Origin of the sequence: Bacillus sp. LLTC93 (assembly GCF_002993125.1) — a bacterium.
GTDB classification, from domain to species: domain Bacteria; phylum Bacillota; class Bacilli; order Bacillales; family Bacillaceae; genus Bacillus; species Bacillus zhangzhouensis.
Map to the genome: position 1 here is coordinate 607,598 of NZ_PVME01000003.1, position 23,829 is coordinate 631,426.

Sequence of the window (23,829 nt, forward strand, 5' to 3'; positions counted from 1 at the left end):
TGGAGGTTCTTTTTTGATAAAAAATGGAATAAATATCAATTTTCACTCTTATTTACCGATATTACAAATGAAAGTCATTTACTTAAAAGGAGATGTTTGTCATGTTCAAAAAGAAAATGGGTATTTTACTGCTTACCGGCCTCTTCATCGCTACACCTCTCTTTCAATCACCTGCACAAGCAAGTGAAGCCTCTGCGAAACAAACAAAATATTATACGGAAGAATTAGAGCACCTGTATCCTGAAAGTGATTATGCAAACAATGATACAATGGAAAAAGCTCAATTCTTACAGCATTCCCTTCATCTGAGCAAAACGTATTTATATCATGAGGGCAGTATTTCTTCTTTGGATGACATCGATTTTTACCGTTTCACCAGCTCCAAGTTTGATGGAGCAGATGGCCGTTTTTCTATTAAACTCGTGAATGTGAAACCTGGAAATGATTTCGACCTTTACCTTTATAATAAGAACGGGTCGCTTGTATCTTCCTCTGTGCGGACAAACAACCAAAACGAGATCATTCATATGCCAAAAATTGCCGCGAGCACTGATTACTACATAGCCGTTAAGCCAAAACGATTATTAAATGAAGAAGATAAAATGTATCGTATTGTGTTTGATAAAAGCATTGAAAAAGTCACAACCAAACGATATGGGTCACCTGCCACACTCAACAGCTTCAATGAAGCTGGTTCTCCAAATTCTTCTTTTGATTTAAGCAGCTTACCGCAGGATGCCGTTGTGACTGGTGTTTCATTAGAAGCTGATAAAGGCAGTACAAACGCACACAATTATGTATTCACCGTTTCTTCCTTAAAAGGCGGGTCAGTGAACGTACCTTGGAACGGACAAAAGGTCGACATCTCTTCCTATAAAACAAGTCAGGTTCCGGCAAAAGATCGCTTTTACGTTTCTTTCAATGCGACAGAGGTCCCTCAGTTTATCGGTGGAAGATTAATCAAAGTGGGCGTTGTGTCGATTAAAAACTTGCAGCTCACCTTTGAATATGAATACAACCGTGACCTGAATTATTAATTTGACAAGAAGGAAAAGGATTTCCCTTTTCCTTTCAGATTGTTGACAAAGGGCTAAAATGATCTTTATTTTAGCCCTTTGTCTTCTTTTCAGCGTGATAGAAAACCTTTGCATTCTAGGAAGGACGAGTACCGGAGCAGAGCGAATTTGACATTCGTGAGCACCGGCACGCAGGACTGACAACGAATGCGAGGGTTTGTCTACATGCAGGAAGGAAAAGGATTTCCCTTTTCCTTTTTCTTATGCCTTCTTATGGTACGATACAGATAGATCAATTCAGCTAAGAAGGAGTTGCGTGTATTGACAAACGTTATTCAACGATCATTAACACTTGATGACATACCAGATCTCATCGCATTGTCAAAAGAGGTAGACTGGCCTGATTACAATGCGGAAGAACTCACATCTCTTTTAACAAACGGATATTTTACAGGTTTTACAACAACTGACGGACAAGTGATCTCATGTGCAGGACTTTTCCAATATGACAGAGTCGCATCAATTGGTGCTGTCATTGTATCTGAGACACATCGCGGCTTAGGCCTTGCACGTAAAATGATTGACACCTTGCTTCGTCAAAGTGATCAGCGCGTTCCTGTCGTTTTAACTGCTACTGCACAGGGGCAGCCGGTTTACGAAAAGATCGGTTTTCACACGGCCGGTTACATTCATACATACAAAGCACAGAAAACAAACCCTTCGGCACTTTGCGTTTCAGGTGAGATTCGCCTTTCTCCTGCTGATGAAACGCACCTTTCATCTATTGAAGCACTTGACGAAAAAGCCGCAGGCACCAATCGTTCAAGCTTTTTAATAAACCGAATGAGCCGGGCAGCCTTCCGTTTCATCGCAAAGAATGAACATCATGAAACAACCGGCTTTGCATTTGGCGTCGAAACCCCAGCCAATCTGATGATTGGTCCGCTTGCAGCAAACAATGAACAAACGGCCCTCTCATTGATCAAATCGCTCATCTCGACTTATTCTGGTGCCATTCGTTTAGATATGCAGGAGGAAACAGCTGAGCGTCTGCATACATCACTTGTAGAAGCAGGATTTACGAAAACAAACAAAGCGCATTTTATGATGATTCGCGGAAAAGAAAAGCAGAACGATCCGGCGCTTCTCTATTTCCTTGCCTCTCAAGCATTTTCTTAAAAAACAAAAAGCTGTAGACAGAGGTTGTCTACAGCTTTCTTTTTACTTCTCGGCAACGGATGAAAGAACATGAGCGAGTGCATTCGTGACCTTCCCATGCTCTGATGCATGCGGCCGGTCGTCGCCATCTCCATAGCCATAATCAATCATTCGATTACGGTTTAAGCAAAGCTTTGTCAGCTGAGGCTGGAATAGATCAAATAATTCAAAACGGTCCTTTAACTGCGGGAATTGCTCTTGATAATGCTGAATTTCTTCTGCAAGCAAGCGCCAAAGAGTCGTTTCATCTAACAACTGATGATTGTCTAATACGTTTGATACGTAACGCAGGTTACAAATAAACAGTCCTGTAAAGATAAATTGCACGAGACCTTCCGGCGGCTCACTGCGCAGCACTTCTTTTAAATCTTCTTCTAGTGAAGCTAATTCCGGCAGCGGCTGATCACTAATGTTCACATCATCAACAAAATCTTTGATCGCCAAACGATGCGGCTGATGATCTTTTAACACAAGAATCGTATTTTGCCCGTGCGGTGAAAAGACTGTACCGTATTGATACATAAAGTGAAGCAGCGGTGGCATCACGACATGGAAGAATTTCGCCATCCATTCTTTTGCTGAGAGACCCGATTTTTCAATGAGCTGTTTAATATACGGCTCTCCTTCATGATCCTCATAAGTGAGTGCCGCCAGTGTAACCGGGCTCTCCCCTTCATCTAAGTACGTATAAATACTTTCTCTGAAAATCACACCGAGCATTTCAAGATATTGATACGGCGCACCAGGCAGTTTGCTGTAGTATGGATGATCAACATTGATACTTGCATTCTCGCCTGGTAAAATCACGCGGCATACGTCAGATAAAAATGAGTCTTGATCGGCAATCCCTTTAATATGTGCTGTAATACGAGGGGCGATGACTGTACGTTCTGACGGGAGTCCTCGGTACACAAGTGTGTTTAAAATACTCATTGGCAGTTTAATATGATGCTTCCCTTTATTTGAGATGTTTGTAAAGGTTCTGATCGACTGCTGCGGAATATATTGATCAAGACCCTCTCCTACATACACAATGCGGCGTAAGGCCAAATCTTCAGGGAAATGCTGAATAATCATATGAGTCCACTGCCACTTATGAACAGGCATCAAATAATAATCAGCTACATTCAGCCCTTCATCCTTTAAAACGCGGTGAAATTGACGAATGGTCACTTCATCTAATTCTTTTGCGATCACTTGTTCATAGTTTTCATGTTCAACCGCATGGAATGACGCAAGTTCTTTGTGAACAGCAATCCAAGATAGCTGCACACTTTCTTGCCTTTCAGGTGCATAGGCTAAGTAATCATCGTAACTGAATCCAATGCGCCCTTTGTTATACACAATCCAAGGATGCCCTGTCATTTCTCCTTCAATCCAAGCGTAATCTGTATCTGTCAGTTCATCCGCACGAAGTGCCTTCTTCGACAGCAAATGAACATCTGCGAGCAGGGTATGATGAAGCTCTTTAATGAGATGGCCTGTTGTGTCAGAAGACATTGGAATGATCGGCTGGATGTCTAGTAAAAACACAATGGCACTAACATCCTTTGTCCATTTCCCGTTTTGACAGCACTCGATCGATTCAGCGATCGTATCATAGCTATCAAACAAACGCGGTTTTGCAAGATAGCGATATTTCTTATGTTCATGAATGATTAATTCATATTGAGCGATGCCATCCTTACGATCTAGCTGAACGGGATGAAGCATATCCTCATACATGTATTCAGACAGCATTTTTGCCACCATTCGCTGGTTCGCCTTTTTCCAAGCAGCAGGATTCACCGCTTTTTTCAATTCATCTTGTACATTCATCGCTTCATCCTCCTTAACCTTTGATTTCTTCAAATGTGTTTGCGTTCTTATGTGTACCAAATGTCTGGAAGACGTGCTTTTGATATAGTGGATACACGGTTTGACGGGCAAGTTCATTGATAATCACACTGTTTCGGTAAGCCCCAAGCCCTAAATCTGGTGCGCCGACCCCGTGTGTATGAAGCTCTGCATTTTGCACAAAAATATCATTTTCACCCATTGTGTTTGTTTTCAGGCGATATTCACGTTCGACTTGGAATCGTCCTTGATCATCCCACTCAATGTGATGGGCAATCGGATCGATAAACGGCGGCAATACCGATTGATAGCCCGTCGCTAAGACGACGATATCTGTCTCATGTGTAAAGGATTCCTCTTTTACCCATTGAGAACAGGAAAGCGACAAGCCACCCGATGTTTCCTCAATCAAGTTGACCTCGGTCATCGCTTGTAGCAACGTGTTCAACTGTTCTCCGCAAGCAGAACGTTCATAAAGCAAGTGATAAATATCGCGTATCATCGCAGAACTGATGCCTTTATACAGCAAGTCTTGCTGTTTTAATAAGGCATCTTTTTTTGTTTGCGGAAGTTCATAAAAGAAATCAATGTAGTCTGGAGAGAAATACTCAAGACCAAGGTTTGAATATTCCATTGGGAAAAACCCTTTAGATCGAGTGAACCATTGAATATCCTTCGCCTCATCATCTGATAAAATGTCATAAAACACTTCTGCCGCACTTTGACCAGAACCGATGACCGTCACAGACTTTCCTTTGAAACAGCCTTCTTTCTTGCGTTTTAAATAGTCAGCAGAATGAAACACCCTATCTCCTAAAGCTGGCTGGAGCGAGACTGGTATCGCCGGCTGTGTGCCAATTCCTAAGACGAGATGCTTACTTTCAAACACCTCTATGGTTTGATCTTTCACATCACGGACATGCACTTCATATCGCTTTTCTCCTGCCTTCTCGATCAATGAGACAGATTCGACATTCATACCAAACCGGCAAGAGTCTAATTGGTCAGCGACCCAGCGGCAATAATGGCTATATTCCTTGCGCGGGATATGGAAGTCCTCTAGGAAGTAAAATGAATACAAACGGTTTTGCTCCTGCAAATAGTTGAGAAAGCTATATTTACTTTTCACATCTGCCATGCTGACTAGGTCCGCTAAAAATGGGACTTGAAGTGTCGTCCCTTCAATGAGCATGCCTGGGTGCCAGTGAAAGGCTTCACTTCTTTCAAAAAACAAAGCGTCAATTTCATTTACTTCTTCAGATAGTGCGGCAAGCCCTAGGTTAAATGGACCAATGCCAATCCCAATTACATCCACTACATTATTTTGCTTGTTGAACCATGTCATGGTTATACTTCCTTTCAAATCGATCTCGATCACAAAACATCAAAAGCCCTGTTTTATCTGGTAAAGCAACTGGTTTTACACGTTCGAAGCCGCATTTTTCAAACACATGAATCATTTTTTCATTGCGAATATCCGGTTCAGCAACAATTTTTTCTGTTCTTTTGTTCTGCTCAAATTGAAATGCTGTCATCGCCTGAAGCAGCGGCGCAGCAAATCCTTTTCCTACATAATCTGGCTCCCCTATTAACAGATGAATTCCTTGATCATGCGGAGAAGGCTGATAGTAGGATTCAATCACATCACCTTTGACGTTGTATGCCTCAAAATAACTCATCGGCGTCCCGTCAATTGTTCCTAAATAAAGGGTCTGATGCGGATCATGAATCGCCTGATAAAAATGTTTTTCAAAAGCAGGAAACGGAATATTCAAATGCCAAAACGGGTGAACGTACTCTTCTTGCATCCACTTGTGGACAAGCCGGACGTCCCTTTCATATTCAGCGCGAATGAACTTAATACGATGCCTCATCCAATCAGTGCCTCCTTATGTAAAAAGAGCGGATTCAATACAGACGTGTAACGAGACTGTGTTTCCAGAGACCCCGTCAGCTCATCCATATCTTCAAACCTTGTCAGCAAATTCGCTTTTGAAGGCAGTTCCTTTGAGCGGAGAAGGCTGTTTGTCAGGTCTGATGCACCATATTTCCCTTCATGAGCGAGCAATGTGTCTCTAACGAGTGCCAACAAATCCTCTTCCTTTGCCAGCCTCTCTGTGCCAAAGCCATTAATAAGACCAAATAAATGATTAAAGAAGAAATAATAACGCAGTCTCTCAACAGCTACATCATCAGCACAAATGGTTTCACTTCTGACGCTCAAGTTTTGGACAAGATTTGCGAGTTTATCCTTTTTCGATTCACTATAATAGTAGCCTTGGTTGTCACGATAATAGAATGTGTCTGGATAACCATTCTTCAGCTGCACCACGGCATTTTGCTGATGGGCTTCCAGTGCAAGACCATACGTTTCAAACAGCCAGAGCATCGGCTCTAACGAAATGGTTAAATATTGTCTAAACCAATCTTTGCTGACAGCCTCAGTTGATCGGCCTTCTGCGTCTGCAAGGTCATGAATGATCCCTGCTAATCTCGATTTTCCTCCATACGCATGGTCCTGACATAACCCAGCAATTAAGCTTGCCCCTTTTTCACGATGTAAAAATGGATTTTGACGAATGACCACTTCAAAGCCAGATTCCGCCTCATCTCCTTGAATGGATAGATACGCTGGATCTTCAATCACCCGGAATCCAGAGAATTGGTCATATAAAGAAACGCCCAATTCAGTTTTTAAAATGCGAGACATCTCAACTCCGCGGTCAAGTTCCTTTTGTTTGTTCACACGTAAGGAGTTCGTAATTTTCACAGGGACAGAGAATTTAAGCATGTAAGCAGAATCCTTTTGGTAAACGGTTCTAAAGGAAGAAGTCGCTGTGTATTCAGACCCTATCGGCCCTAAATAAGTCAGTTTTCCTTCCTCCACATAACGCTTCACGAACGCTTTCTCCATGACCACTTTGACTTGTAGCGGGTGGATCGGAATAAGGACATATTCTCCGTCTTTTGTTAATGTATGCAGTCTCTCTTTTTCTTCTGGCACCTGGCGTGAGAGCTCCTCTAGCATGAGGTTTGCGGCAGACTGTGAAATAGAAGAATCCTGAAGCACAATAGAATGGTGCGCTTTAAAGTAATGAAGCTGGAAAGACCCTTTCAGCTCAGGAGAATAAATCGCTTCCTCCTCTTCTGTCATTCCCTGTCTGCTCTTTGGTGTAGGATGCGTTAAATGTCCAAGGAGAAGTGACTGCTCCGCCTCGATATACTCAAAATCAGCTTGAGAAAGAGCCGTTCGATCACTTTCTCTCTCCTTTAAGAATCGTTCAATATTCCGGCAGCTTAAAATGATGCGAAGCATGAACTCATCCTCTGCATCTGTGCGGCCATATTCAATGAGAAGCTCCTTTGAACATAAAGCAACGAGTGTCGTGTAATCGACGATCGTCCCCTCTTGTTCACTGCCTTGCGGGCGAAAGCGAATCGGAAAATCAAATAGATGACGGCCTACAGGTGAAAAATATTTGATCGGAATCACAAGCTCAAGATCTTGCTTCGCTAGTTTTGCCACGAATACATGTGAGCCATCTGCTTTTGTCTCTTTTTTTGCAGATCGATCGATTCCTGTTTCACGTAAAAAACAGTTTAAAAAGCTTTGCATGGTTGCATTTTCAGCCATTTGTTTATATTGACTCAACGTAGTACCCTCCCGGATTGAATATGAGCGATCCCGATATCAACGATGTCAGAAAGGATTTCCTCGATATGTGTGATTGTCGTTCTCGGATTTAACAAAGTGAATTTTAAGCAGGTTTGACCATTCACTACTGTTTTTGCAACGACAGCAGTTCCTGTTTGGAATAATGTGCGATGAATGACCTTATTGATGTCATCCGATCGATTCTCATCTATAAATCGAAACACAACCGCATTGATTTCTGGCTCCGGATTGATCACTTCAAGGTGAGCATTTTTTTCAATGAGCGCAGCCACATCCTTCGCAAAATGGATCGTATGGTCTATGATCTCGCCAAACCCTTCTTCTCCAATAAGACGAAGTGATAGAAGTAATTTCAGTGCGTCAAATCGGCGCGTTGTTTGGACAGATTTATTAACGAGATGTAGAATTCCTTCCAGCTCATCTTCCTTCGGATTGAGATAATCTGCATGATAATCAATCAAACCAAAATGCCTTTTATCCTTTAGCAAAAATGCCCCGCAGGAGATCGGCTGATAAAATTGTTTATGAAAGTCGATCGTGATCGAATCTGCAAGCTCAATACCGTCTAATTTACTTCGGTAGGTTTCGCTTAACACAAGTGCTCCGCCATATGCAGCATCTGCATGAATCCATAGGCCGTATGGCTTGACGATGTCATACACGTTTCGAACCGGATCAATACTGCCAAAATCAGTTGTCCCGCAAGTCGCCACTACCGCAAATGGCAGCAGATCATGCTCCTTTAACTCAACAAGCTTCTGCTTCAAATCATTGAGATCCATTCGGTGATGCTCATCTGTCTCTACTAGTACGACTGCCTGCTCTCCTAAACCTAGCTGGGATGCTGACTTTTTCACAGTGAAATGCGCATTCTTAGAGCAGAGAATCCGCATACGGTGAGCTTCGCTCGGTAAACCTTTCTGCTGAACATTCCATTGCCATGTGCTTTCGCAAAATGCATCTCTCGCAAGTAGCAGTCCCATATAGTTAGATTGGGTTCCACCGCTCGTAAATGTCCCATCTGCTAGATCTCCATAAGAAAACTTCACACATAGCCACTTTAGGATTTCCTCCTCGACCAAAGAAGCAATGCCGCTTTGATCGAAGGAATCCATTGATTGGTTAAAGGAACTGACCATCACCTCTGCTGCAAGTGCAGGAATGAGGGGCGGGCAATGAAGATGTGCCAAGCATTTTGGATGTGACACATCAACCAAGTGCGGCAAAAGGTGCTCTTTTATATCTCGAAAGACAGAATCAATTGATTCTCCAGACGGTTGAAATTGAAATAACGATTCGACACTAGCCGCTAATTTCCCAGGCAATATTCCGCTGTACGGTCCATTGTCTTTTTGCCACTGGGCCAGTAAGCTGTCGATTGATGTATGGAGAGCCGCTTGGAAGGACTCTCTCCCAAGCTGGCTTTGATTAATAAATAATGAATCAACAGAAGGCTTAGTTGATTGCATCGTAAACTGCCTCTTTAAAAATAGCGATGACTTTTTCAAGCTGTTCTTCTGTCATGACCAACGGTGGTAAGAATCGAATCACACTTCCGAAACGGCCTCCTGTCTCCACAATTAAGCCTTTATCGAAGCAATTCTTCTGAATGAGACTGGCTAGCTCTGGATTGGCTGGATAGCTTCCATCCACATCCTGTTTCTCATTTGTATTGACGACTTCAACGCCAATCATTAAACCTCTTCCACGTACATCACCAAGAGCTGGTACTTGTTTTTGGATATCTTTTAGATGAGCCTGCATACGATCACCTAATTGGTCTACATGATCAAGCAGGTTGGATTCTTTTATAAATTTAAGCGTAGCGGTTCCAGCAGCCATCGCCATTTGATTTCCTCTAAATGTGCCAATATGTGCTCCTGGATTCCATTGATCCAAGTCTTTATCATAAATCACAACTGAAAGCGGCAGACTTCCACCAATTGCTTTTGATAATACAATGACATCTGGCACTATCCCTGCATGTTCAAAGGCAAACATCTTCCCTGTTCGGCCAATGCCTGATTGAACCTCATCGATGATGAGCGGAATTCCTTTTTCTTTTGTGATTCGTCTCATTTCTTTTATCCATTCAATGGATGCTGGTATGGAGCCGCCCTCGCCTTGCACGGCTTCAAAGATCATGCCTGCTGGCGGAAGAATACCACTTTCAGGATCATTTAATATACGCTCAATATAAGAGCTGGAAATACGGTGCGAATCTTTACCACCAATCCCAAATGGGCAGCGGTATTCATATGGATAAGGCAGGAAATGAACGTCTGGCATTAAACCTTGCACTCTTTCCTTTGGAGATAAGTTGCCGCTTAATGACATCGTGCCATGTGTCGCACCATGATAAGCCCCGTGGAATGAGAGAATCGAACGATTTCCCGTCGCGGTCTTGACTAGTTTAATGGCTGCTTCTATCGCATCACCACCAGTTGGTCCACAAAATTGAATTTTTGCTCTTTTTGCAAACTCCTCTGGCAAGTGAGAAAAAATCTCATTCACAAATTCTTCTTTAATTTCTGAGGTTATGTCCAACGTATGCAATGGTCTTTTTTCATGAAGCATACGTTCAATAGCTTCTATAACAACGGGATGATTGTGCCCAAGTGCAAGTGTTCCTGCGCCTGCTAGACAGTCATAAAACTCTCTGCCATCCGCATCTGTCACGATCATACCTTCGGCTTTTTGCATGGCTAATGGGAACCGTCTCGGGTAAGATCTTGCATTAGATTCTCTTTGATTTTGCTGCTCTAAAAACTGCTGATTTTTAGAAACGGTTTTGATGGACATAATAAAACACTCCTCCAATTGATAAAGATTATCATTTTCATTTACTAGACTAGAGGATATGCGATATGAAAGTCAATTGTATTCAAAAAGATGATTCGAAAATCATATGAATGCAATTTTCTCTTTTCTACGAGTATTTTCGTGTATTTTTTACAAACATCTACTGCTGTAAAGAGATGAAACGCTTGATCGTGAAACAGGTTGAAAAAAATTACAAATCATTCTTCCTGGTTCTTTTGTTCTACTTCTCACTGAGTGCTTATTTTATATAGAAAGCCGGATGAAATGAATGTAGAAAAACAAAGAGATATCGTCATTTTTATTGAAATAAATGGTTATAATGGTATAATTTCTCTGAAACGAAAGGGAATCGAGGGATATCTGATGATTGTAACGAAGCATGATCTTCACCACTACTTGGCTCAGGATAAGAAAGCATTAGCCATCACGCGCAGAAGACCAAAGTGGTTTGGTGATGATATATGGAAATATCAAAGGTATTTACGAAAATATGAATACTATACAAATCGCGGTGCCACGTTATGCAAATGGTTTTACCGCTATTTACATAAAAAGAAAGGCATGCAGCTTGGCTTTGATATTCCGATTGGCGTCTTTGGCCCTGGGCTCAGAATCAATCATACTGGTCTTTTAATTGTGAACAAGCATGCAAAAATCGGGGCATTTTGTGATATTCATCAAGGAGTGAATATCGGTCAAAACCATCATGAAAATGATGTACCAACTATAGGAGATCATGTATGGATTGGCCCTGGTGCTAAGCTGTTTGGAAATATCTATATTGCGAATCATATTTCAATCGGAGCAAATGCAGTGGTGAATCGTTCCTTTCATGAAGAGCAGATTGTCATTGCAGGTGTGCCTGCTCAAAAGGTAAAAGAAAAAGCCCTTCTTCATGAAGGACTCTGATAAAAAAGAAGAACACCGATCAAAACAGAGATCAGCAACATGAGATAAAACAAGATTGTTAAAATGAGAATTGTCCAGCCGAGCCCCTTCCTCTCTGTCTTGATCAAGTAAATACCAAGAACGATTGTACTAAATAGCACGCCTAAAATCGCCCACAGCCATTTGTCTTTGTCATGCTTTGGAGCATCAAACCATAAATAAATGGCAACAGCAAGTGAAACGAATAAACCCGTGATTCTCAAGATCAAACTCCCCCTTATGTACACGCGCTTTCTATGCGTTTGAGTATCCGATAATCAGCAATAAGAAGTAAAAGACATAGACTAGAATGAAAATAGAATAGATGATAATGGACACGATCAGAACCGTCCAGCCCAATCCTTTTCTCCCTGTTTTGATGAGGTATATTCCAAATGTAAAGAGCCCGAATAAAAGGCCTAAAATCGCCCACAGCCATTTATTCTTCCCATGTTTAGGTGCATCTACAAATAGGTAAACGGCCACTATAATCGACACAAACCATCCGGTAATCCAGCGCAACTCATTCGCCACCCTTCTTTTTTAGTTTATTCAATCATACGCTACTTTTGTACTAAAAAGAAAAGGAATTATTCAGTTGAATGTTGCAGAAGGCTTTGCCATTCCTCTCTCAGCATCCCGTAACGCATAGAATCATAATACTCTCCTTGGTAGTAACGGACCTTTCGCAGTCTTCCCTCAAGGGTAAACCCGCATTTCTCCGCGCACCGCATCATCCGTTCATTCCCAGACCAGGTGGTGAGACCGATTCGCGGGATATCAATGTGTGAAAATAACTCATTTATCCATAGATTTAACGCCTTTGTTCCAACTCCTCCATTCCAAAAACGTGAGTCATAAATAAGAATCCCGCATTCAAGCCAGCGTGTTCGTTCATTCTCCCAATAATAAGAAACGGTGCCCTTCAATTCGCCACCTATGACAATGCCATATAGCTTTGGCGGAATGGCGTCATCCTGTACATATCGTTTCTTAAATGCAGCAAGCGGGATCTCGTGTTCATGAAAATAAGGTGCATTCCACTTTCGATAGGACTGGTCTGATGCTTTAAACTTTAAATGCCACACGACCTCTAGATCAGTTTCGTCTAATGGACGTATGCTCACATGCTCTTTTTTCCTTTTCATCATTTCACGTTCCTTTACTTTGTCGTCCTTCTTGCTAGATGACGGTATTGGATAGGCGGCATGCCTTCATTTTGCCGAAACAGCTTAGAAAAATAAGTAGGGTCGTCAACACCTACACGTTCTGCAATGGCCGCTATTTTTTCATTCGTTGAGGCAAGCAGGCTTTTGGCTTTTTCGATTTTGAGACGATTGATGTACTGGTTTGGAGTCAGTCCATACACCGTCTGCATGCATCTTGTGATGTAATCAGGATGATAATGAAGCTTCTCTGCTAGCTGCTCCATTTGTATTTTTTTCATAAAATGGCGCTCGAGATAGTGAACCACTTCTGATGCGACGGTCTCCTTTGCATTTGGAATATGAAATGCTTCTTTTTGTAAATGAATGAGCAGCTCTTCAAATTGAAGCTGTTTTTTTAGCGGAAGTTCAGACGCATCATCATTCAATGCTCTCATCGCTGAAAGGTGCTTCTCTAACACACTTCTTCCTTTTACTTTTCCTTGACGGGGAAGGCTAAACTCATATTTTGCGGGTTTTTCAAAGGTGGCTTGATTTTGTTTCATATCAAACCAGTGTTCTCTCGGCCGATTCGTAAACTCAAATGGATCAATTGAGAAATGCAGCCACTCATAATGGGTTTCTTCTTCGCATGGCAGATGTCCGCCGTGAGACAGGCCTGGTGATAGAATGATATATTCTCCTTCTTTTACGTGATGAGCCGCCTCGTCCTCAGTTATCCACAGTTCACCCTTTGTGACATAGAGAAGATCAAATACAGTGAAGATTCTAGAAATATGTCTTTCTCCTTGACGAAATACGCCTTTGCCTGAAGCAATATAATCCGGAAACGGAGGTACAGTAAATGTAATAAATGGATTCATATTCATCCCCTTATGAAGTCGGATTTCTCCAATAAATTTCGGTTTCATCTCTTCTTATTATAGTCGATGCAAGGTACACTATAAATCGGATTTATACAAAAGGAGGCTATTTGATGAAACCTCAAACACTGCCATTTCAAAAGGTTCAAGCTAAAAATGAAAGATCCCATCCTTCATTATTTGCGTTAACTTGGCCTATTTTTATCGAAATCTCTTTATATATGCTCATGGGAAGTGCGGATACACTCATGCTCAGTCAATACTCCGATAGCAGCGTTGCCGCAGTAGGTGTAAGCAACCAGCTTCTTAATTTGTTGATTGTCATGTTCAGCTTTATTACAACAGGGACGACGATTGTGATTGCTCAGCTTTTAGGAGGCAATCGTGAGCAGGAAGCGACTCAAGTCGCATATGTTTCACTAGGAACAAACTTTCTGATTAGCTTTGTCATTAGTCTCCTCATGTTTGTGTTAGCTGTTCCAATCTTACACATGATGGGATTATCAAGTGAGCTGATGCCAGATGCGACGGTGTTTTTACAAATTGTCGGCCTGCTTTCTTTTATTCAAGCGCTCATTATGACCTATAGTGCTATTTTAAAAAGCTATGGATATACAAGAGACACGATGTATGTCACCATCGGAATGAATGTATTAAACGTTGCCGGTAATTATTTGGTCATTTTCGGTCCGTTTGGCTTCCCAGTACTAGGTGTGATGGGTGTTGCCCTTTCAACATCACTAGCTCGGTTCATCGGATTAATTGCGATGATCCTGATTGTTCGCCGCCGAATTGGGTTACGGTTTTCAATGAAGAACATGTTTCACATCCAGCGGACGCATTTAAAAAAGCTGCTAAAAATCGGAATTCCTTCTGCTGGAGAGCAGCTCTCTTATAACGGTTCTCAGATGGTCATTACGCTGTTTATTACATTTATGGGAACGCAGGCACTAGCAGCAAAAGTATATACTCAGAACTTGATGATGTTCGTTATGTTGTTTGGTGCAGCCATTAGCCAAGGGACACAAATTTTAATCGGCCGTCATATTGGGGCGAAAGAATTCGACGCTGCCTATCGCAGATGCATGAAAAGCCTATACTGGGCCATTGCCATCTCCCTTCTTTCTTCCACTGTTTTATCTTTATCATCGACACATTTGCTTGCTTTTTTCACAAGCAACAGCGAGATTATTCAAATTGCCAGCCTACTCCTCCTATTGACGATCATTTTAGAACCCGGACGTTCTTTTAATATGGTCATCATTAACTCCTTGCGGGCTGCTGGTGACGCGAAGTTCCCAGTGTATATGGCGATGATTTCAATGTGGGGAATCGGGCTTCCGATTGCTTATATATTAGGCATTCAGCTTGAGATGGGCCTGATTGGGGTTTGGATATCTTTTATCGTGGATGAATGGGTAAGAGGCATCTTCATGTATAGGCGGTGGCGTTCAAGGGTATGGACGGAGTATCGATTTACTTCCACATAAAAAGGACTGCGGGTGCAGTCCTTTTTTCATTACGTCATATTTTCTAAAATCAGTGCTTTTTCCTGATTTGAAATAAACGAGCGCTGTGTAAAGACGCGGTATTCATTTTCTCTTGTTTTATCTAAAATGGCTTTATAAAAGTGAGCAGCTGCTTTCACCGGCATACGTGAATAAAGTGGAAATTCATGAAGATGGTCAAAAAATTCCTCATAGTACGCCTCTGCCTCAAAGGCAATGTACTCCCATACATGCTGGAATGCTTGATTGACCACACCTTCTTGCAATTCTTGCTCTGTATAGCCGAATTGATCCATCACTTGCTTAGGCAAATAAATGCGATTTCTTTCAGCTGCATCCTCACCAATATCACGAAGGATGTTGGTGAGCTGCATGCCAATCCCTAACGAAATGGCTGCTTCTTTGAGTTGTTCCTTTTTACGGGGAGCAATAATCGGAAGCAGCATGAGTCCAACTGTACTCGCTACATGATAGGAATAGATGAGCAATTCATCTAACGTTTCGTATCTTTGATGCTCTAAATCCATCTCCTGTCCATGGAGCAGGTCACGGAACGGAGCTTCATCCATACGAAACTCTTGAAATGTATGCTCTAGCGCCACCCACATCGGATCATTCCGGTCTACCTCACCATGTAAGAATTGATCAAACGCCTCCCGAAAGGATGCTAACTCCTCTTTTGGTGAAGGGGACTCATCTACAATGTCATCCGCTCTCCGGCAAAAGGAATAAACAGCCCAGACTGCCTGTCTTTTCTTTTTAGGCAGCATAGAAAAGGCGCGATAAAACGTTTTTGAATGGATTTGAATCGTCTCTTCACATACTTTCAATGCTGTTTGCACATCAACCACTTAGCTTCACTTCCTTTCTGTCATTCAAATCTTTTAGTAGCACAGAAGCCATGAGCTTCGCACTTTGCATGACGATCGGTACCCCGCCGCCAGGATGAATGGAGGCACCTACCGCATAAAGATTGTCTGTCTCTGCTACCTTCACCTGCGGGCGAAAGACGCCTGATTGAAACAAATTAGGTGCAAGTCCAAAGCTGCCTCCCTCAAACAATCCTTCTCGCAGTGAATCATTTGGTGTTCTTACCTTTTTCCATACAATCGACTCTCGCAATTGCGGAAAGCCTCTTTTCTCAAGACGATTCAGCATGTTTCCCACAAAGTCTGTCTCCTCTTCCCAGTTGATGTGATCTCCTGAAGGAACAGGAATGAGCATATACAAGACACTACAGCCTTCTGGGGCAAGAGTTGGATCAATGATGGATGGATTAAATGTATAAAATGACGGGTCTTGAGGGACTGTTTTCGTTTGAAAAACCTCTTTCATATGCTGATCAAAGTGTTCTCCCATAAAAAATTGATGAACAGGTGCTTCATGGTACACCTTATTTAAACCGAGATACACCATCACGCAGCCAGAGGATGGAACGTATTTACGCCGGTCTTGTTCATCTAAACCAAGCTGTTTTAACGCCGCTGGATAATCCCCGTTGATCACAAAAGCATCAGCTGCTATGTGTTCATCATTTACTTTTGCCTTGACCGCCCGTTTGCCCTCAAACTCCAATTGCGTCACTTCTTCATTTCGTCTTACATTCACACCCATCTCAATGAGTTGTCTCTCCAATATATCTACTAAACTGGCATATCCGCCTTTTAAATAGTAGATTCCGTGTGCGTGCTCACTATATGAAACAAGCGAATAAATAGCAGATGCTTCATATGGGTTTCCGCCGACATAGAGGGTTTGAAGTGCGTATGCATCTCGCAGGCGTTCATCTGAGAAGTATTTTTTTAGAGCGCTTTGAACCGTTCGGTACGCTTTTAATTTCATCAAAATCTTCATGTTTTCTTTTGTGAAAAATGTTCGTTTTTCATGAAACGATTTCTCTAGAAAAGCTTGCTGCCCTTCTTGAAACCGATTCGTCATGTCTTCTATAAATTTCAGAAACCCTTGATCTTCCTTTGGAAATACACGTCTGATTTCATCTAACTGTCGCTGTGAATCAGAGTACTTCGTGTAGGAGGTTCCATCCTGGTACTGGATCGTGTACAGCGGATCAAGCTGCAAAAGATCAAGAGAGGTTTCGTCAATTCCCACCTCATGTAAAATGCCTTTTAACATTCCAGGAAGTAGGACAATGGTCGGACCTTCATCTACTTTATATCCTTTCTCACGTACAAAAGCAAGCCGACCGCCAAGCCGTTCATTTTTTTCGACAAGGGTGACATCATGTCCAGCTTTTTTTAAATAGAGCGCTGAGATCATTCCGCCAATACCGCCACCTGCAATCAATATATGTTTCTTCATGAGGCGCTCCCCTTTTCGTGATGTGGCATCGTTTTGTGCGTATGTTTCTCTTTTGAGAGAATCGCATTTGTCGTGATGCGTGCCGATTCTAAAATGGTCGGCAAACCGCTTCCTGGGTGCGTTCCTCCTCCAACAAGCCAGCAGTGCTTCAATTCATCAAATTCATTGTGCGGCCTTAGCACCATCATTTGCGTAAGCTGATGGCCAAGGTTAAATGTAGCCCCTTCATATACGTAAAGGTCTTCCTCCCAATGCTTCGGGGTGATCATCCGCTCGACTTCTATATGCTGTCTAATATTCTTAAAGCCGGTTTTCCGCTCCAGTGTGTCCAGCACAAGTTCTCTGAATTCATCTTGATGCGCTTCCCAGTCAATACCGCTTTGATTATTGGCAACGGGTGCCAACACATAAAGAGCTGACTTTCCTTTTGGCGCAAGCGAGTCATCTGTTACACTTGCATTTTGAATATAAATGGACGGGTCATCTGGCAGCTCATACGTTTTCGTAATCCCTTTGACAAATTTAGCGTAATCATCGGAAAAAACGATGGTATGATGCGGCTCATCATAAATTGTATCTAATCCTAAATAAAGCATAAAGGTGGAGCATGAGAATTTTTTCTTTTTCAATTTCTTTTCGCTATATTTCTTTAATAAACCTGGCTCTACCAGCTTTGTCATCACATATGCAAAGTCTCCATTGACGACAACCTCATCTGCGTGTACTTCTTCCCCTGATTCTAAGCGAATGCCCTTTACTTTCCTGCCTTCAGTCATCAGCTTTTCGACGCCAGATGACAAATGAATGGTTGCACCAGATTCAACCGCCGCCTTTGCCATCGCTTCTGACAGCTGATTCACGCCACCTTTCGGATGGAAAACGCCTGTATCATGCTCCATAAACGAAAGAATCGAAAACGCTCCAGGGCATTCCCATGGTGACATTCCTAAATACTTTGATTGAAACGTAAATGCATATTTCACCGACTCATTCGAGAAATAGTCTGAGAGCACATCATATAAACTCTTATTTAACGAAAGCTGCGGAAGTGCTCTTATCACCTTTGGACGCAAATAATGATGAAAACGATCCATCTTACTTTGTAAAATTGGCGTAAGGCGGTCCATTTTGCGCTTTGTATCGTTCATAAAGCGTACATATCCTTCGCCCTCACCAGGTGCAAAGGCTTCTAACCGTTTGTACATTTCGTCTCGGTCTCGAATCATATCAAGCTGCTTGTCTTGAAAGATTAATCTATACATTTCTTTTAATTCAATGACATCGATATAGTCATAAAGATTTTTGCCAGCAAAGGTGAACAGCTCCTCTGCAATATGAATCATGCTGAGAAAGGTAGGACCTGTATCAAACGTGAAATCACCAAGTTGAAACTTAGAGTTACGTCCGCCAACAAAGGGCTGTTTTTCGTATACATGAACGTCATGTCCTTTGCTTTGAAGCATCATAGCTGCCGCAAGTCCCCCTGGTCCTGCTCCGATCACAATGATTTTCATTATCCTTTTTCCTCCAAATTAATTCACTTTAAGTTAATTATACAAATTAGAAAGGTTAGATCAACTTTCGATGTGCTCTAAAAGTCTCATGTTATGTATCAAAAAAGCCGGCTTCCTTTCAACAAGTGCAAGAAAGCCGACCCTTTATTACGCGTCTATATCAATTCGATATGTTTCAAACCAATGATGAATCTGCGCCAGATGGGCAATTAGCTGCGGGCCCTTCATTAGCTGGCCATACCAAGGCACTTGAAAGGAAGCCCCTTCAGTTTCAATCAGCTGTTTCAATTGATGTGGATCTAAAAATTCATGAAGCACAGAATCTTTTTGCGCAAGGCAATCTGTTAACATCTCTTTCACAGCCTGGGTATAGGCTGGATGATGCGTTTTCGGGTAAGGACTCTTCTTGCGATAAAGCACTTCATTCGGTAAAATTCCCTCTAATGCTTTTCGTAAAACCCCTTTTTCACGATTTCCATGCATTTTCATTTCCCAAGGAATATTCCAAACATATTCGACAAGGCGATGGTCTGCAAATGGCACACGCACCTCAAGGCTCGCGCCCATACTCATTCGATCTTTTCGATCTAGCAGCGTTGTCATGAACCAGATCATATTTAAGTAAAAAAGTTCTCTCCGGGCTTTATCTACTCCAGTTTCTCCATCTAAAAGAGGTGTTTCTGCCACGGTTTCTTCATATTTGCTTCGCGCATATTCCTTCAGTGATAGCTTCTTTTGCCACGAGTCTTGAAGAAGCTGCGTGCGGGCTTCAGTCGATCTCATCCAAGGAAAACCATTCGTTTCATTTGACATATGAAACCACGGATAGCCTCCAAATATTTCATCAGCACATTCACCTGATAGGCCGACAACGAAATCCTTTTTAATTTCTCGGCAAAACCAAAGTAAGGAAGAATCAATATCTGCCATGCCCGGTAAATCTCGAACTTCAACCGCTTCCTTCAAATACGAAGCCAGTTCCTTTTGCCCGATGACACTGCTGTGGTGATTCGTTTGAAATGCTTTGGTCATTTGATCAATCCAAGGACCGTCAGCATTCGGCTGGAATTGACTTGCCTCAAAGAATTGGTCATTTCCTTCGTAATCAACCGAATACGTATGAAGCGGCGCTTTCCCTATTTTCTCAAAGTGCTTGGCGGCGATGGCGGTAATGGCACTAGAATCAACGCCACCAGATAAAAATGTGCAAACAGGCACATCAGAGACGAGCTGTCTTGTGACAGCATCTGTAAAGAGATGCTTGACGTGCTGAGCGGTGTCATCAAGTGAGTCTGTATGCTGCTCGCTTTTGACATTCCAGTACCTCCACACACGCAGGCCATCTTTTGAAAAGGTCAAAGCATGTGCAGGTCTCAGCTCTTTTACACCTTTAAATACCCCTTGCCCTGGTGTTCTAGACGGTCCTAAGCCAAAGATCTCCGATAACCCCTCATGATCGACCTTTGCTTTCATATCAGGGTGAGCAAGAAGGGCTTTGATCTCTGAACCAAATAAAAAGGAATGATGACGTTCTGTATAGAAAAATGGCTTGACGCCGAGCCGGTCTCTCCCTGCAAATAATAATTCACGCTCACTATCCCAGATCACAAATGCAAAAATACCATTAAAATGGGTGACACACTCTTCCTTCCATTCTGTGTAGGCGTGAAGAAGAACCTCTGTATCAGAATGCCCAAGAAAGCGGTGCCCCCTTTTTAATAATTCTTTTCTTATGTCCTCCGTGTTATAGAGCTCTCCATTGTATACAACCGTATAAGCATGGTTTTGATGTGTATAAGTCATCGGCTGCTTTCCACCTTCTACATCTACAACCGCTAACCTTTTATGCCCAAAAAGAACGTGCTCATTTTTCCACGTATTTGTATCATCTGGCCCTCTTTTAGATAATGTATCTGTCATTTGATTGATTACATGTTCCTGTTGGATGAGCTGCTTTTTAAAGTCTGCCCAGCCTGTTATTCCACACATCATCATCAGCTCCCATCCGTTTTTCATCAAGTGTTCTCATTCAGCCTTTCTTAGTTTATGCATCGTCTCCTTGATAGTTGATTTGTCCTTTTTTCCGGGAGTATAGGACAAGCATCATTTGGTAAGAAAGGAAAGAGGAAAGGAGCTTTTGCCAATGGAGAAACGAATGAAGCATCTTGAGCGCTCTAACCGAAGGTGGTGTATCGGGTATTTACTGATTGAAAATGGGCATTGCCTGATCGAAGATGAAGAAGGAGAGATCATGCTGCCAGAAAGTCTTCAAAGCTCTATGATCTGTTTGAAAGAAAATGACCGATGGACAAAAGGAGAATTGCTCGGGTCTATGATTCTTCATGAAAACGGGCAGTTGCTGGAAGTACAAGGCGGTGAAATGATTCAATATACAGCATCTCTTGCCAAAGGTTGGCTTGACTTACTCATGTTCGTACCAGAAAACGTCTTTTATCAAATCATAGAACAAGTAGAACAGCTGGGCTTTTCCGTCTACGATTGTGTCTTCTCCTCCTTTCATGCTTTTCAATGCGTCTCTTTCTTTCAGTTTTCAGCAGATACACAATCGCTAGCACTTCAATGCCACCATGAGCCTGCCGCCGGCCGAATGCGTTTTGAATGGACCACTTCTGACGGTCACCGGTCGGTTTCCACGTTTGATGTCACATAAAAAGGGCACTGCTTCCTATAAGCAATGCCCTTTTTATATTAAAAGATATGGAAACCGATCGGCAGACGTAAACCTAGAAGAATGGTCACAATCGCAATCACGATAAAACCAATCAATACACCCGTCACTGATTTTCCTTTTTTCTTGCGTACAAGAACCATTTCCATGAAACCGATCACAAGGATACCGAGTACCATTTTGCCGATATACTCGCCCCCGAAACCTGGAATTTTCATTCCTGTGCGAACATACAGCTCTACGCCTGTTGCAATAATGAGCAAGTAGAGTAGTCTGACGATCATGTGCACAATTTTAGCACCTTTGTCATTTTTACCTGCTAGAGCAAAGGCCACGAAGAATAAAATAATCCCTAGCACCCACGCTGTAATATGTAAATGTGTCCCCATCTGTTATTTCCCCCTTTATCAGAACAAGTACCTTCTCATCGTACCACGAAATAAGTCGAACACAAAGCGACAATCCTGTGTCAACAGCCCTTTATTTGACGCGATTCGATAACGTCCCAATCGGTTCAATCGTGATTTCAATCTGATCTCCTGAAGCTAAAAACTTTGGCGGTTCAAAGCCTTTTCCAACGCCAGAAGGTGTACCCGTTGCAATGATGTCACCTGCTTCTAGCGTCATCCCTTTTGAAAGAGTTGAAACAATGTCCTCAATTGGGAAGATCATTAATTCCGTACTGGCAGACTGACGAACCTCTCCGTTTACCTTTGTTTCCACTTGGAGTGCTCCATGATCCTCGATCACTGACTTATGGACGATATAAGGTCCCATCGGACAAGATGTATCTAAGCTTTTGCCTATGAAAAATTGTTTATGTTTTTTCTGCAAATCTCTTGCCGTTATATCATTTAAAATGGTGTAACCGAAGATATAATCGCGGGCCTGTTCAGGCGCAATATTCTTCCCTGATTTCCCCATGACGATGGCAAGCTCACCTTCGTAATCCAATTCACTTGTCACATCTTCATGAAGAAGAATGTCCGCTTCGTGTCCAACCACTGAAGTAGGTGCCTTTGTAAAAATCATCACGTCTTTAGGAATATCTGCAGCACTTCCCATCTCCAAGACATGATCTTGATAATTCTTCCCGACACACATGATGTTTTTAGCTGGCTTTGGAATCGGTGCATGGAGTTTGACCCCAGAAAGCGGATATACATAAGAGCCGCGGTCTTCTTCTTTTTTCTCAGCCCAATCAAGAAGCTGTCTGACGTGTTCGACAAACTTGTCCCCCATGTTGATGCATTCAGCTAAAGAGTTTGGCAATGTCTCCAGCTCAAATAATTTAGCCTCTGCCTTTTTAACGTCCATCACCCATTCATCATCAATGACCACCCCAATAAACATCCTGTTATGTATCTCACCTGTAAAAAACTTCATGTCTTCCCCTCGCAATCTTCATTTCGCTAAGTTATGATGTCTCATTTTATTTCTCTACGAAATAAAAAAAACCCTTTTTTATCATACTCTCTTTTAAAAAGGGTTTCAAAAATGATGACCTCATGTTTAGCGGTAGCGTCGATATTCCCACATATTCCCTTGATCCCATTTACGATCAACATTTCCTCTGCTTCGGGAATGATGCTTTTTCTTTCCGCATCCTCGGCAAGAATGACTTCGTCTGTGATGATGAGAACGCTTAGATCGATGGCTGCGATGTGACTTGCGGCAGCTTTTCTTATGATGAGATCTGTGCTTGCTGCGGTGTGACTTTTTCGGTTCGCTCTTTTTGCTTCTGTAAGATTTTTTACTCTTCATACTTTTCTTTGAGCGATAGCTTTTCTTTGAACGATGGCTTTTCTTCGAGCGATAGCTTTTCTTTGAACGATGGCTTTTCTTCGAGCGATAGCTTTTCTTTGAACGATGGCTTTTCTTCGAGCGATAGCTTTTCTTTGAACGATGGCTTTTCTTCGAGCGATAGCTTCTGTAGCTTTTTTTGCTACGGCGTGATTTACGGCATCCGCCAAAGAACCAATGATGGCGACTTGAATGACGAGAACGAGCTGATTTGTGCGAACGTCTCGATTCTGGTTCACGATCTAAGTGATGATCACGTCCCTCACTTCGAAGTGAATCCACTGCATGTTCAATGTGTGAATGATCAAATGTACTCACGAACAATTCCCCTCCCAGTCTATGCTTCGACAAAACAAACAGACAAAGCTGCTTATCTTCTCTGCTTTATGTTACGAGACTCGGTAGACAAGTGTTCGTGACGAATGCCTCTTTCTTTTAAAACTCCATGAACACCTACCAGCCGGTACAGGA

Annotated in this window: 22 protein-coding genes; 5 read left to right on the plus strand and 17 right to left on the minus strand. The window is 42.3% G+C overall.

Translation table 11 applies throughout. The features are described 5' to 3' along the window. The first annotated feature begins 101 nt into the window (after positions 1–101). Both C6W18_RS12665 and C6W18_RS12675 read left to right on the plus strand, forming a co-directional pair. On the plus strand, positions 102–1,037 hold the full coding sequence (locus tag C6W18_RS12665) for an anti protein (protein ID WP_105927772.1): 936 nt from the start codon (positions 102–104) through the stop codon (positions 1,035–1,037). A gap of 300 nt (positions 1,038–1,337) precedes the next feature. Then, positions 1,338–2,195, plus strand: a complete 858-nt coding sequence (locus tag C6W18_RS12675) for a GNAT family N-acetyltransferase (RefSeq protein ID WP_105927774.1) — start codon at positions 1,338–1,340, stop codon at positions 2,193–2,195. 42 nt (positions 2,196–2,237) lie between these two features. On the opposite strand, the gene C6W18_RS12680 is transcribed toward C6W18_RS12675, so the two are convergent. The 6 genes from C6W18_RS12680 to C6W18_RS12705 are packed head-to-tail and all read right to left on the minus strand — an operon-like array spanning position 2,238 to position 10,548. Then, complete coding sequence (locus C6W18_RS12680; RefSeq protein ID WP_105927775.1) at positions 2,238–4,052, minus strand: IucA/IucC family protein; 1,815 nt, start codon at positions 4,050–4,052, stop codon at positions 2,238–2,240. A gap of 13 nt (positions 4,053–4,065) precedes the next feature. Continuing rightward, the gene (locus C6W18_RS12685; protein WP_105927776.1) at positions 4,066–5,415 is read right to left on the minus strand and encodes a lysine N(6)-hydroxylase/L-ornithine N(5)-oxygenase family protein; all 1,350 of its coding nucleotides are present in this window, start codon (positions 5,413–5,415) and stop codon (positions 4,066–4,068) included. Further along, the gene (locus C6W18_RS12690) at positions 5,390–5,944 is read right to left on the minus strand and encodes a GNAT family N-acetyltransferase (protein WP_105927777.1); all 555 of its coding nucleotides are present in this window, start codon (positions 5,942–5,944) and stop codon (positions 5,390–5,392) included. The genes C6W18_RS12685 and C6W18_RS12690 overlap by 26 nt, the downstream gene beginning before the upstream one ends. Beyond that, on the minus strand, positions 5,941–7,722 hold the full coding sequence (locus tag C6W18_RS12695) for an IucA/IucC family protein (protein ID WP_105927778.1): 1,782 nt from the start codon (positions 7,720–7,722) through the stop codon (positions 5,941–5,943). Before C6W18_RS12695 ends, C6W18_RS12690 begins: the two co-directional genes overlap by 4 nt. Then, positions 7,719–9,215, minus strand: a complete 1,497-nt coding sequence (locus C6W18_RS12700) for a pyridoxal phosphate-dependent decarboxylase family protein (RefSeq protein WP_105927779.1) — start codon at positions 9,213–9,215, stop codon at positions 7,719–7,721. Before C6W18_RS12700 ends, C6W18_RS12695 begins: the two co-directional genes overlap by 4 nt. Next, positions 9,202–10,548 (minus strand): aspartate aminotransferase family protein, encoded by a 1,347-nt coding sequence (locus tag C6W18_RS12705; protein WP_034324973.1) that lies wholly within the window; start codon positions 10,546–10,548, stop codon positions 9,202–9,204. Before C6W18_RS12705 ends, C6W18_RS12700 begins: the two co-directional genes overlap by 14 nt. Before the next feature lie 384 nt (positions 10,549–10,932). Here C6W18_RS12705 and C6W18_RS12710 point away from each other — a divergent pair, with 384 nt between their 5' ends. After that, on the plus strand, positions 10,933–11,478 hold the full coding sequence (locus tag C6W18_RS12710; protein ID WP_105927905.1) for a serine O-acetyltransferase: 546 nt from the start codon (positions 10,933–10,935) through the stop codon (positions 11,476–11,478). Here C6W18_RS12710 and C6W18_RS12715 read toward each other — a convergent pair. The 4 genes from C6W18_RS12715 to C6W18_RS12730 form a co-directional block, all read right to left on the minus strand. Next, positions 11,463–11,720: a hypothetical protein gene (locus C6W18_RS12715; protein WP_034324975.1), complete on the minus strand. Its 258-nt coding sequence runs from the start codon at positions 11,718–11,720 to the stop codon at positions 11,463–11,465. The two genes, C6W18_RS12710 and C6W18_RS12715, sit on opposite strands and share 16 nt — an antisense overlap. 31 nt (positions 11,721–11,751) lie before the next feature. Continuing rightward, on the minus strand, positions 11,752–12,018 hold the full coding sequence (locus C6W18_RS12720) for a hypothetical protein (protein ID WP_105927780.1): 267 nt from the start codon (positions 12,016–12,018) through the stop codon (positions 11,752–11,754). Between the two features lie 68 nt (positions 12,019–12,086). After that, positions 12,087–12,644: a GNAT family N-acetyltransferase gene (locus tag C6W18_RS12725; RefSeq protein ID WP_411266074.1), complete on the minus strand. Its 558-nt coding sequence runs from the start codon at positions 12,642–12,644 to the stop codon at positions 12,087–12,089. Between the two features lie 14 nt (positions 12,645–12,658). Continuing rightward, positions 12,659–13,525: an AraC family transcriptional regulator gene (locus C6W18_RS12730; protein ID WP_105927782.1), complete on the minus strand. Its 867-nt coding sequence runs from the start codon at positions 13,523–13,525 to the stop codon at positions 12,659–12,661. Between the two features lie 113 nt (positions 13,526–13,638). Here C6W18_RS12730 and C6W18_RS12735 point away from each other — a divergent pair, with 113 nt between their 5' ends. Continuing rightward, positions 13,639–15,015: an MATE family efflux transporter gene (locus tag C6W18_RS12735; RefSeq protein WP_105927783.1), complete on the plus strand. Its 1,377-nt coding sequence runs from the start codon at positions 13,639–13,641 to the stop codon at positions 15,013–15,015. 29 nt (positions 15,016–15,044) lie between these two features. Here the strand turns inward: C6W18_RS12735 and C6W18_RS12740 are convergent, their stop codons facing one another. From C6W18_RS12740 to asnB, 4 genes are all read right to left on the minus strand, one after another. Then, positions 15,045–15,884 carry a phytoene/squalene synthase family protein gene (locus tag C6W18_RS12740; protein WP_105927784.1) on the minus strand — a complete coding sequence of 280 codons (840 nt, stop codon included), beginning with the start codon at positions 15,882–15,884 and terminating at the stop codon, positions 15,045–15,047. Beyond that, positions 15,877–17,352 (minus strand): phytoene desaturase family protein, encoded by a 1,476-nt coding sequence (locus tag C6W18_RS12745; RefSeq protein WP_105927785.1) that lies wholly within the window; start codon positions 17,350–17,352, stop codon positions 15,877–15,879. The genes C6W18_RS12740 and C6W18_RS12745 overlap by 8 nt, the downstream gene beginning before the upstream one ends. Then, positions 17,349–18,866, minus strand: coding sequence for a phytoene desaturase family protein (locus C6W18_RS12750; RefSeq protein WP_105927786.1), 1,518 nt, complete (start codon positions 18,864–18,866; stop codon positions 17,349–17,351). Before C6W18_RS12750 ends, C6W18_RS12745 begins: the two co-directional genes overlap by 4 nt. Positions 18,867–19,013: 147 nt before the next feature. Next, positions 19,014–20,855: an asparagine synthase (glutamine-hydrolyzing) gene (gene asnB / locus C6W18_RS12755; RefSeq protein ID WP_105927906.1), complete on the minus strand. Its 1,842-nt coding sequence runs from the start codon at positions 20,853–20,855 to the stop codon at positions 19,014–19,016. Between the two features lie 154 nt (positions 20,856–21,009). On the opposite strand from asnB, the gene C6W18_RS12760 reads away from it, so the two are divergent. Then, positions 21,010–21,537, plus strand: a complete 528-nt coding sequence (locus tag C6W18_RS12760) for a DUF2777 family protein (protein ID WP_105927787.1) — start codon at positions 21,010–21,012, stop codon at positions 21,535–21,537. Positions 21,538–21,575: 38 nt separating this feature from the next. Here the strand turns inward: C6W18_RS12760 and C6W18_RS12765 are convergent, their stop codons facing one another. The 3 genes from C6W18_RS12765 to C6W18_RS12775 form a co-directional block, all read right to left on the minus strand. Beyond that, a complete protein-coding gene (locus tag C6W18_RS12765) occupies positions 21,576–21,944 on the minus strand; it encodes a YisL family protein (protein WP_034323576.1) in 369 nt (122 codons plus the stop codon). A gap of 91 nt (positions 21,945–22,035) precedes the next feature. Beyond that, complete coding sequence (locus C6W18_RS12770; protein ID WP_105927788.1) at positions 22,036–22,941, minus strand: fumarylacetoacetate hydrolase family protein; 906 nt, start codon at positions 22,939–22,941, stop codon at positions 22,036–22,038. Between the two features lie 126 nt (positions 22,942–23,067). After that, on the minus strand, positions 23,068–23,676 hold the full coding sequence (locus C6W18_RS12775) for a CotG/ExsB N-terminal domain-containing protein (protein ID WP_105927789.1): 609 nt from the start codon (positions 23,674–23,676) through the stop codon (positions 23,068–23,070). Positions 23,677–23,829 lie beyond the last annotated feature (153 nt).

Excerpts from the sequence above, each read along its gene's own strand:
- C6W18_RS12725 (WP_411266074.1), bottom strand. The coding sequence starts at position 12,644 with ATGAAAAGGAAAAAAGAGCATGTGAGCATACGTCCATTAGACGAAACT.
- C6W18_RS12685 (WP_105927776.1), bottom strand. The coding sequence starts at position 5,415 with ATGACATGGTTCAACAAGCAAAATAATGTAGTGGATGTAATTGGGATT.
- C6W18_RS12705 (WP_034324973.1), bottom strand. The coding sequence starts at position 10,548 with ATGTCCATCAAAACCGTTTCTAAAAATCAGCAGTTTTTAGAGCAGCAA.
- C6W18_RS12665 (WP_105927772.1), top strand. The coding sequence starts at position 102 with ATGTTCAAAAAGAAAATGGGTATTTTACTGCTTACCGGCCTCTTCATC.
- C6W18_RS12735 (WP_105927783.1), top strand. The coding sequence starts at position 13,639 with ATGAAACCTCAAACACTGCCATTTCAAAAGGTTCAAGCTAAAAATGAA.
- C6W18_RS12690 (WP_105927777.1), bottom strand. The coding sequence starts at position 5,944 with ATGAGGCATCGTATTAAGTTCATTCGCGCTGAATATGAAAGGGACGTC.
- C6W18_RS12765 (WP_034323576.1), bottom strand. The coding sequence starts at position 21,944 with ATGGGGACACATTTACATATTACAGCGTGGGTGCTAGGGATTATTTTA.
- asnB (WP_105927906.1), bottom strand. The coding sequence starts at position 20,855 with ATGTGTGGAATAACAGGCTGGGCAGACTTTAAAAAGCAGCTCATCCAA.
- C6W18_RS12760 (WP_105927787.1), top strand. The coding sequence starts at position 21,010 with ATGGAGAAACGAATGAAGCATCTTGAGCGCTCTAACCGAAGGTGGTGT.
- C6W18_RS12710 (WP_105927905.1), top strand. The coding sequence starts at position 10,933 with ATGATTGTAACGAAGCATGATCTTCACCACTACTTGGCTCAGGATAAG.
- C6W18_RS12680 (WP_105927775.1), bottom strand. The coding sequence starts at position 4,052 with ATGAATGTACAAGATGAATTGAAAAAAGCGGTGAATCCTGCTGCTTGG.
- C6W18_RS12750 (WP_105927786.1), bottom strand. The coding sequence starts at position 18,866 with ATGAAAATCATTGTGATCGGAGCAGGACCAGGGGGACTTGCGGCAGCT.
- C6W18_RS12700 (WP_105927779.1), bottom strand. The coding sequence starts at position 9,215 with ATGCAATCAACTAAGCCTTCTGTTGATTCATTATTTATTAATCAAAGC.
- C6W18_RS12730 (WP_105927782.1), bottom strand. The coding sequence starts at position 13,525 with ATGAATCCATTTATTACATTTACTGTACCTCCGTTTCCGGATTATATT.
- C6W18_RS12770 (WP_105927788.1), bottom strand. The coding sequence starts at position 22,941 with ATGAAGTTTTTTACAGGTGAGATACATAACAGGATGTTTATTGGGGTG.
- C6W18_RS12745 (WP_105927785.1), bottom strand. The coding sequence starts at position 17,352 with ATGAAGAAACATATATTGATTGCAGGTGGCGGTATTGGCGGAATGATC.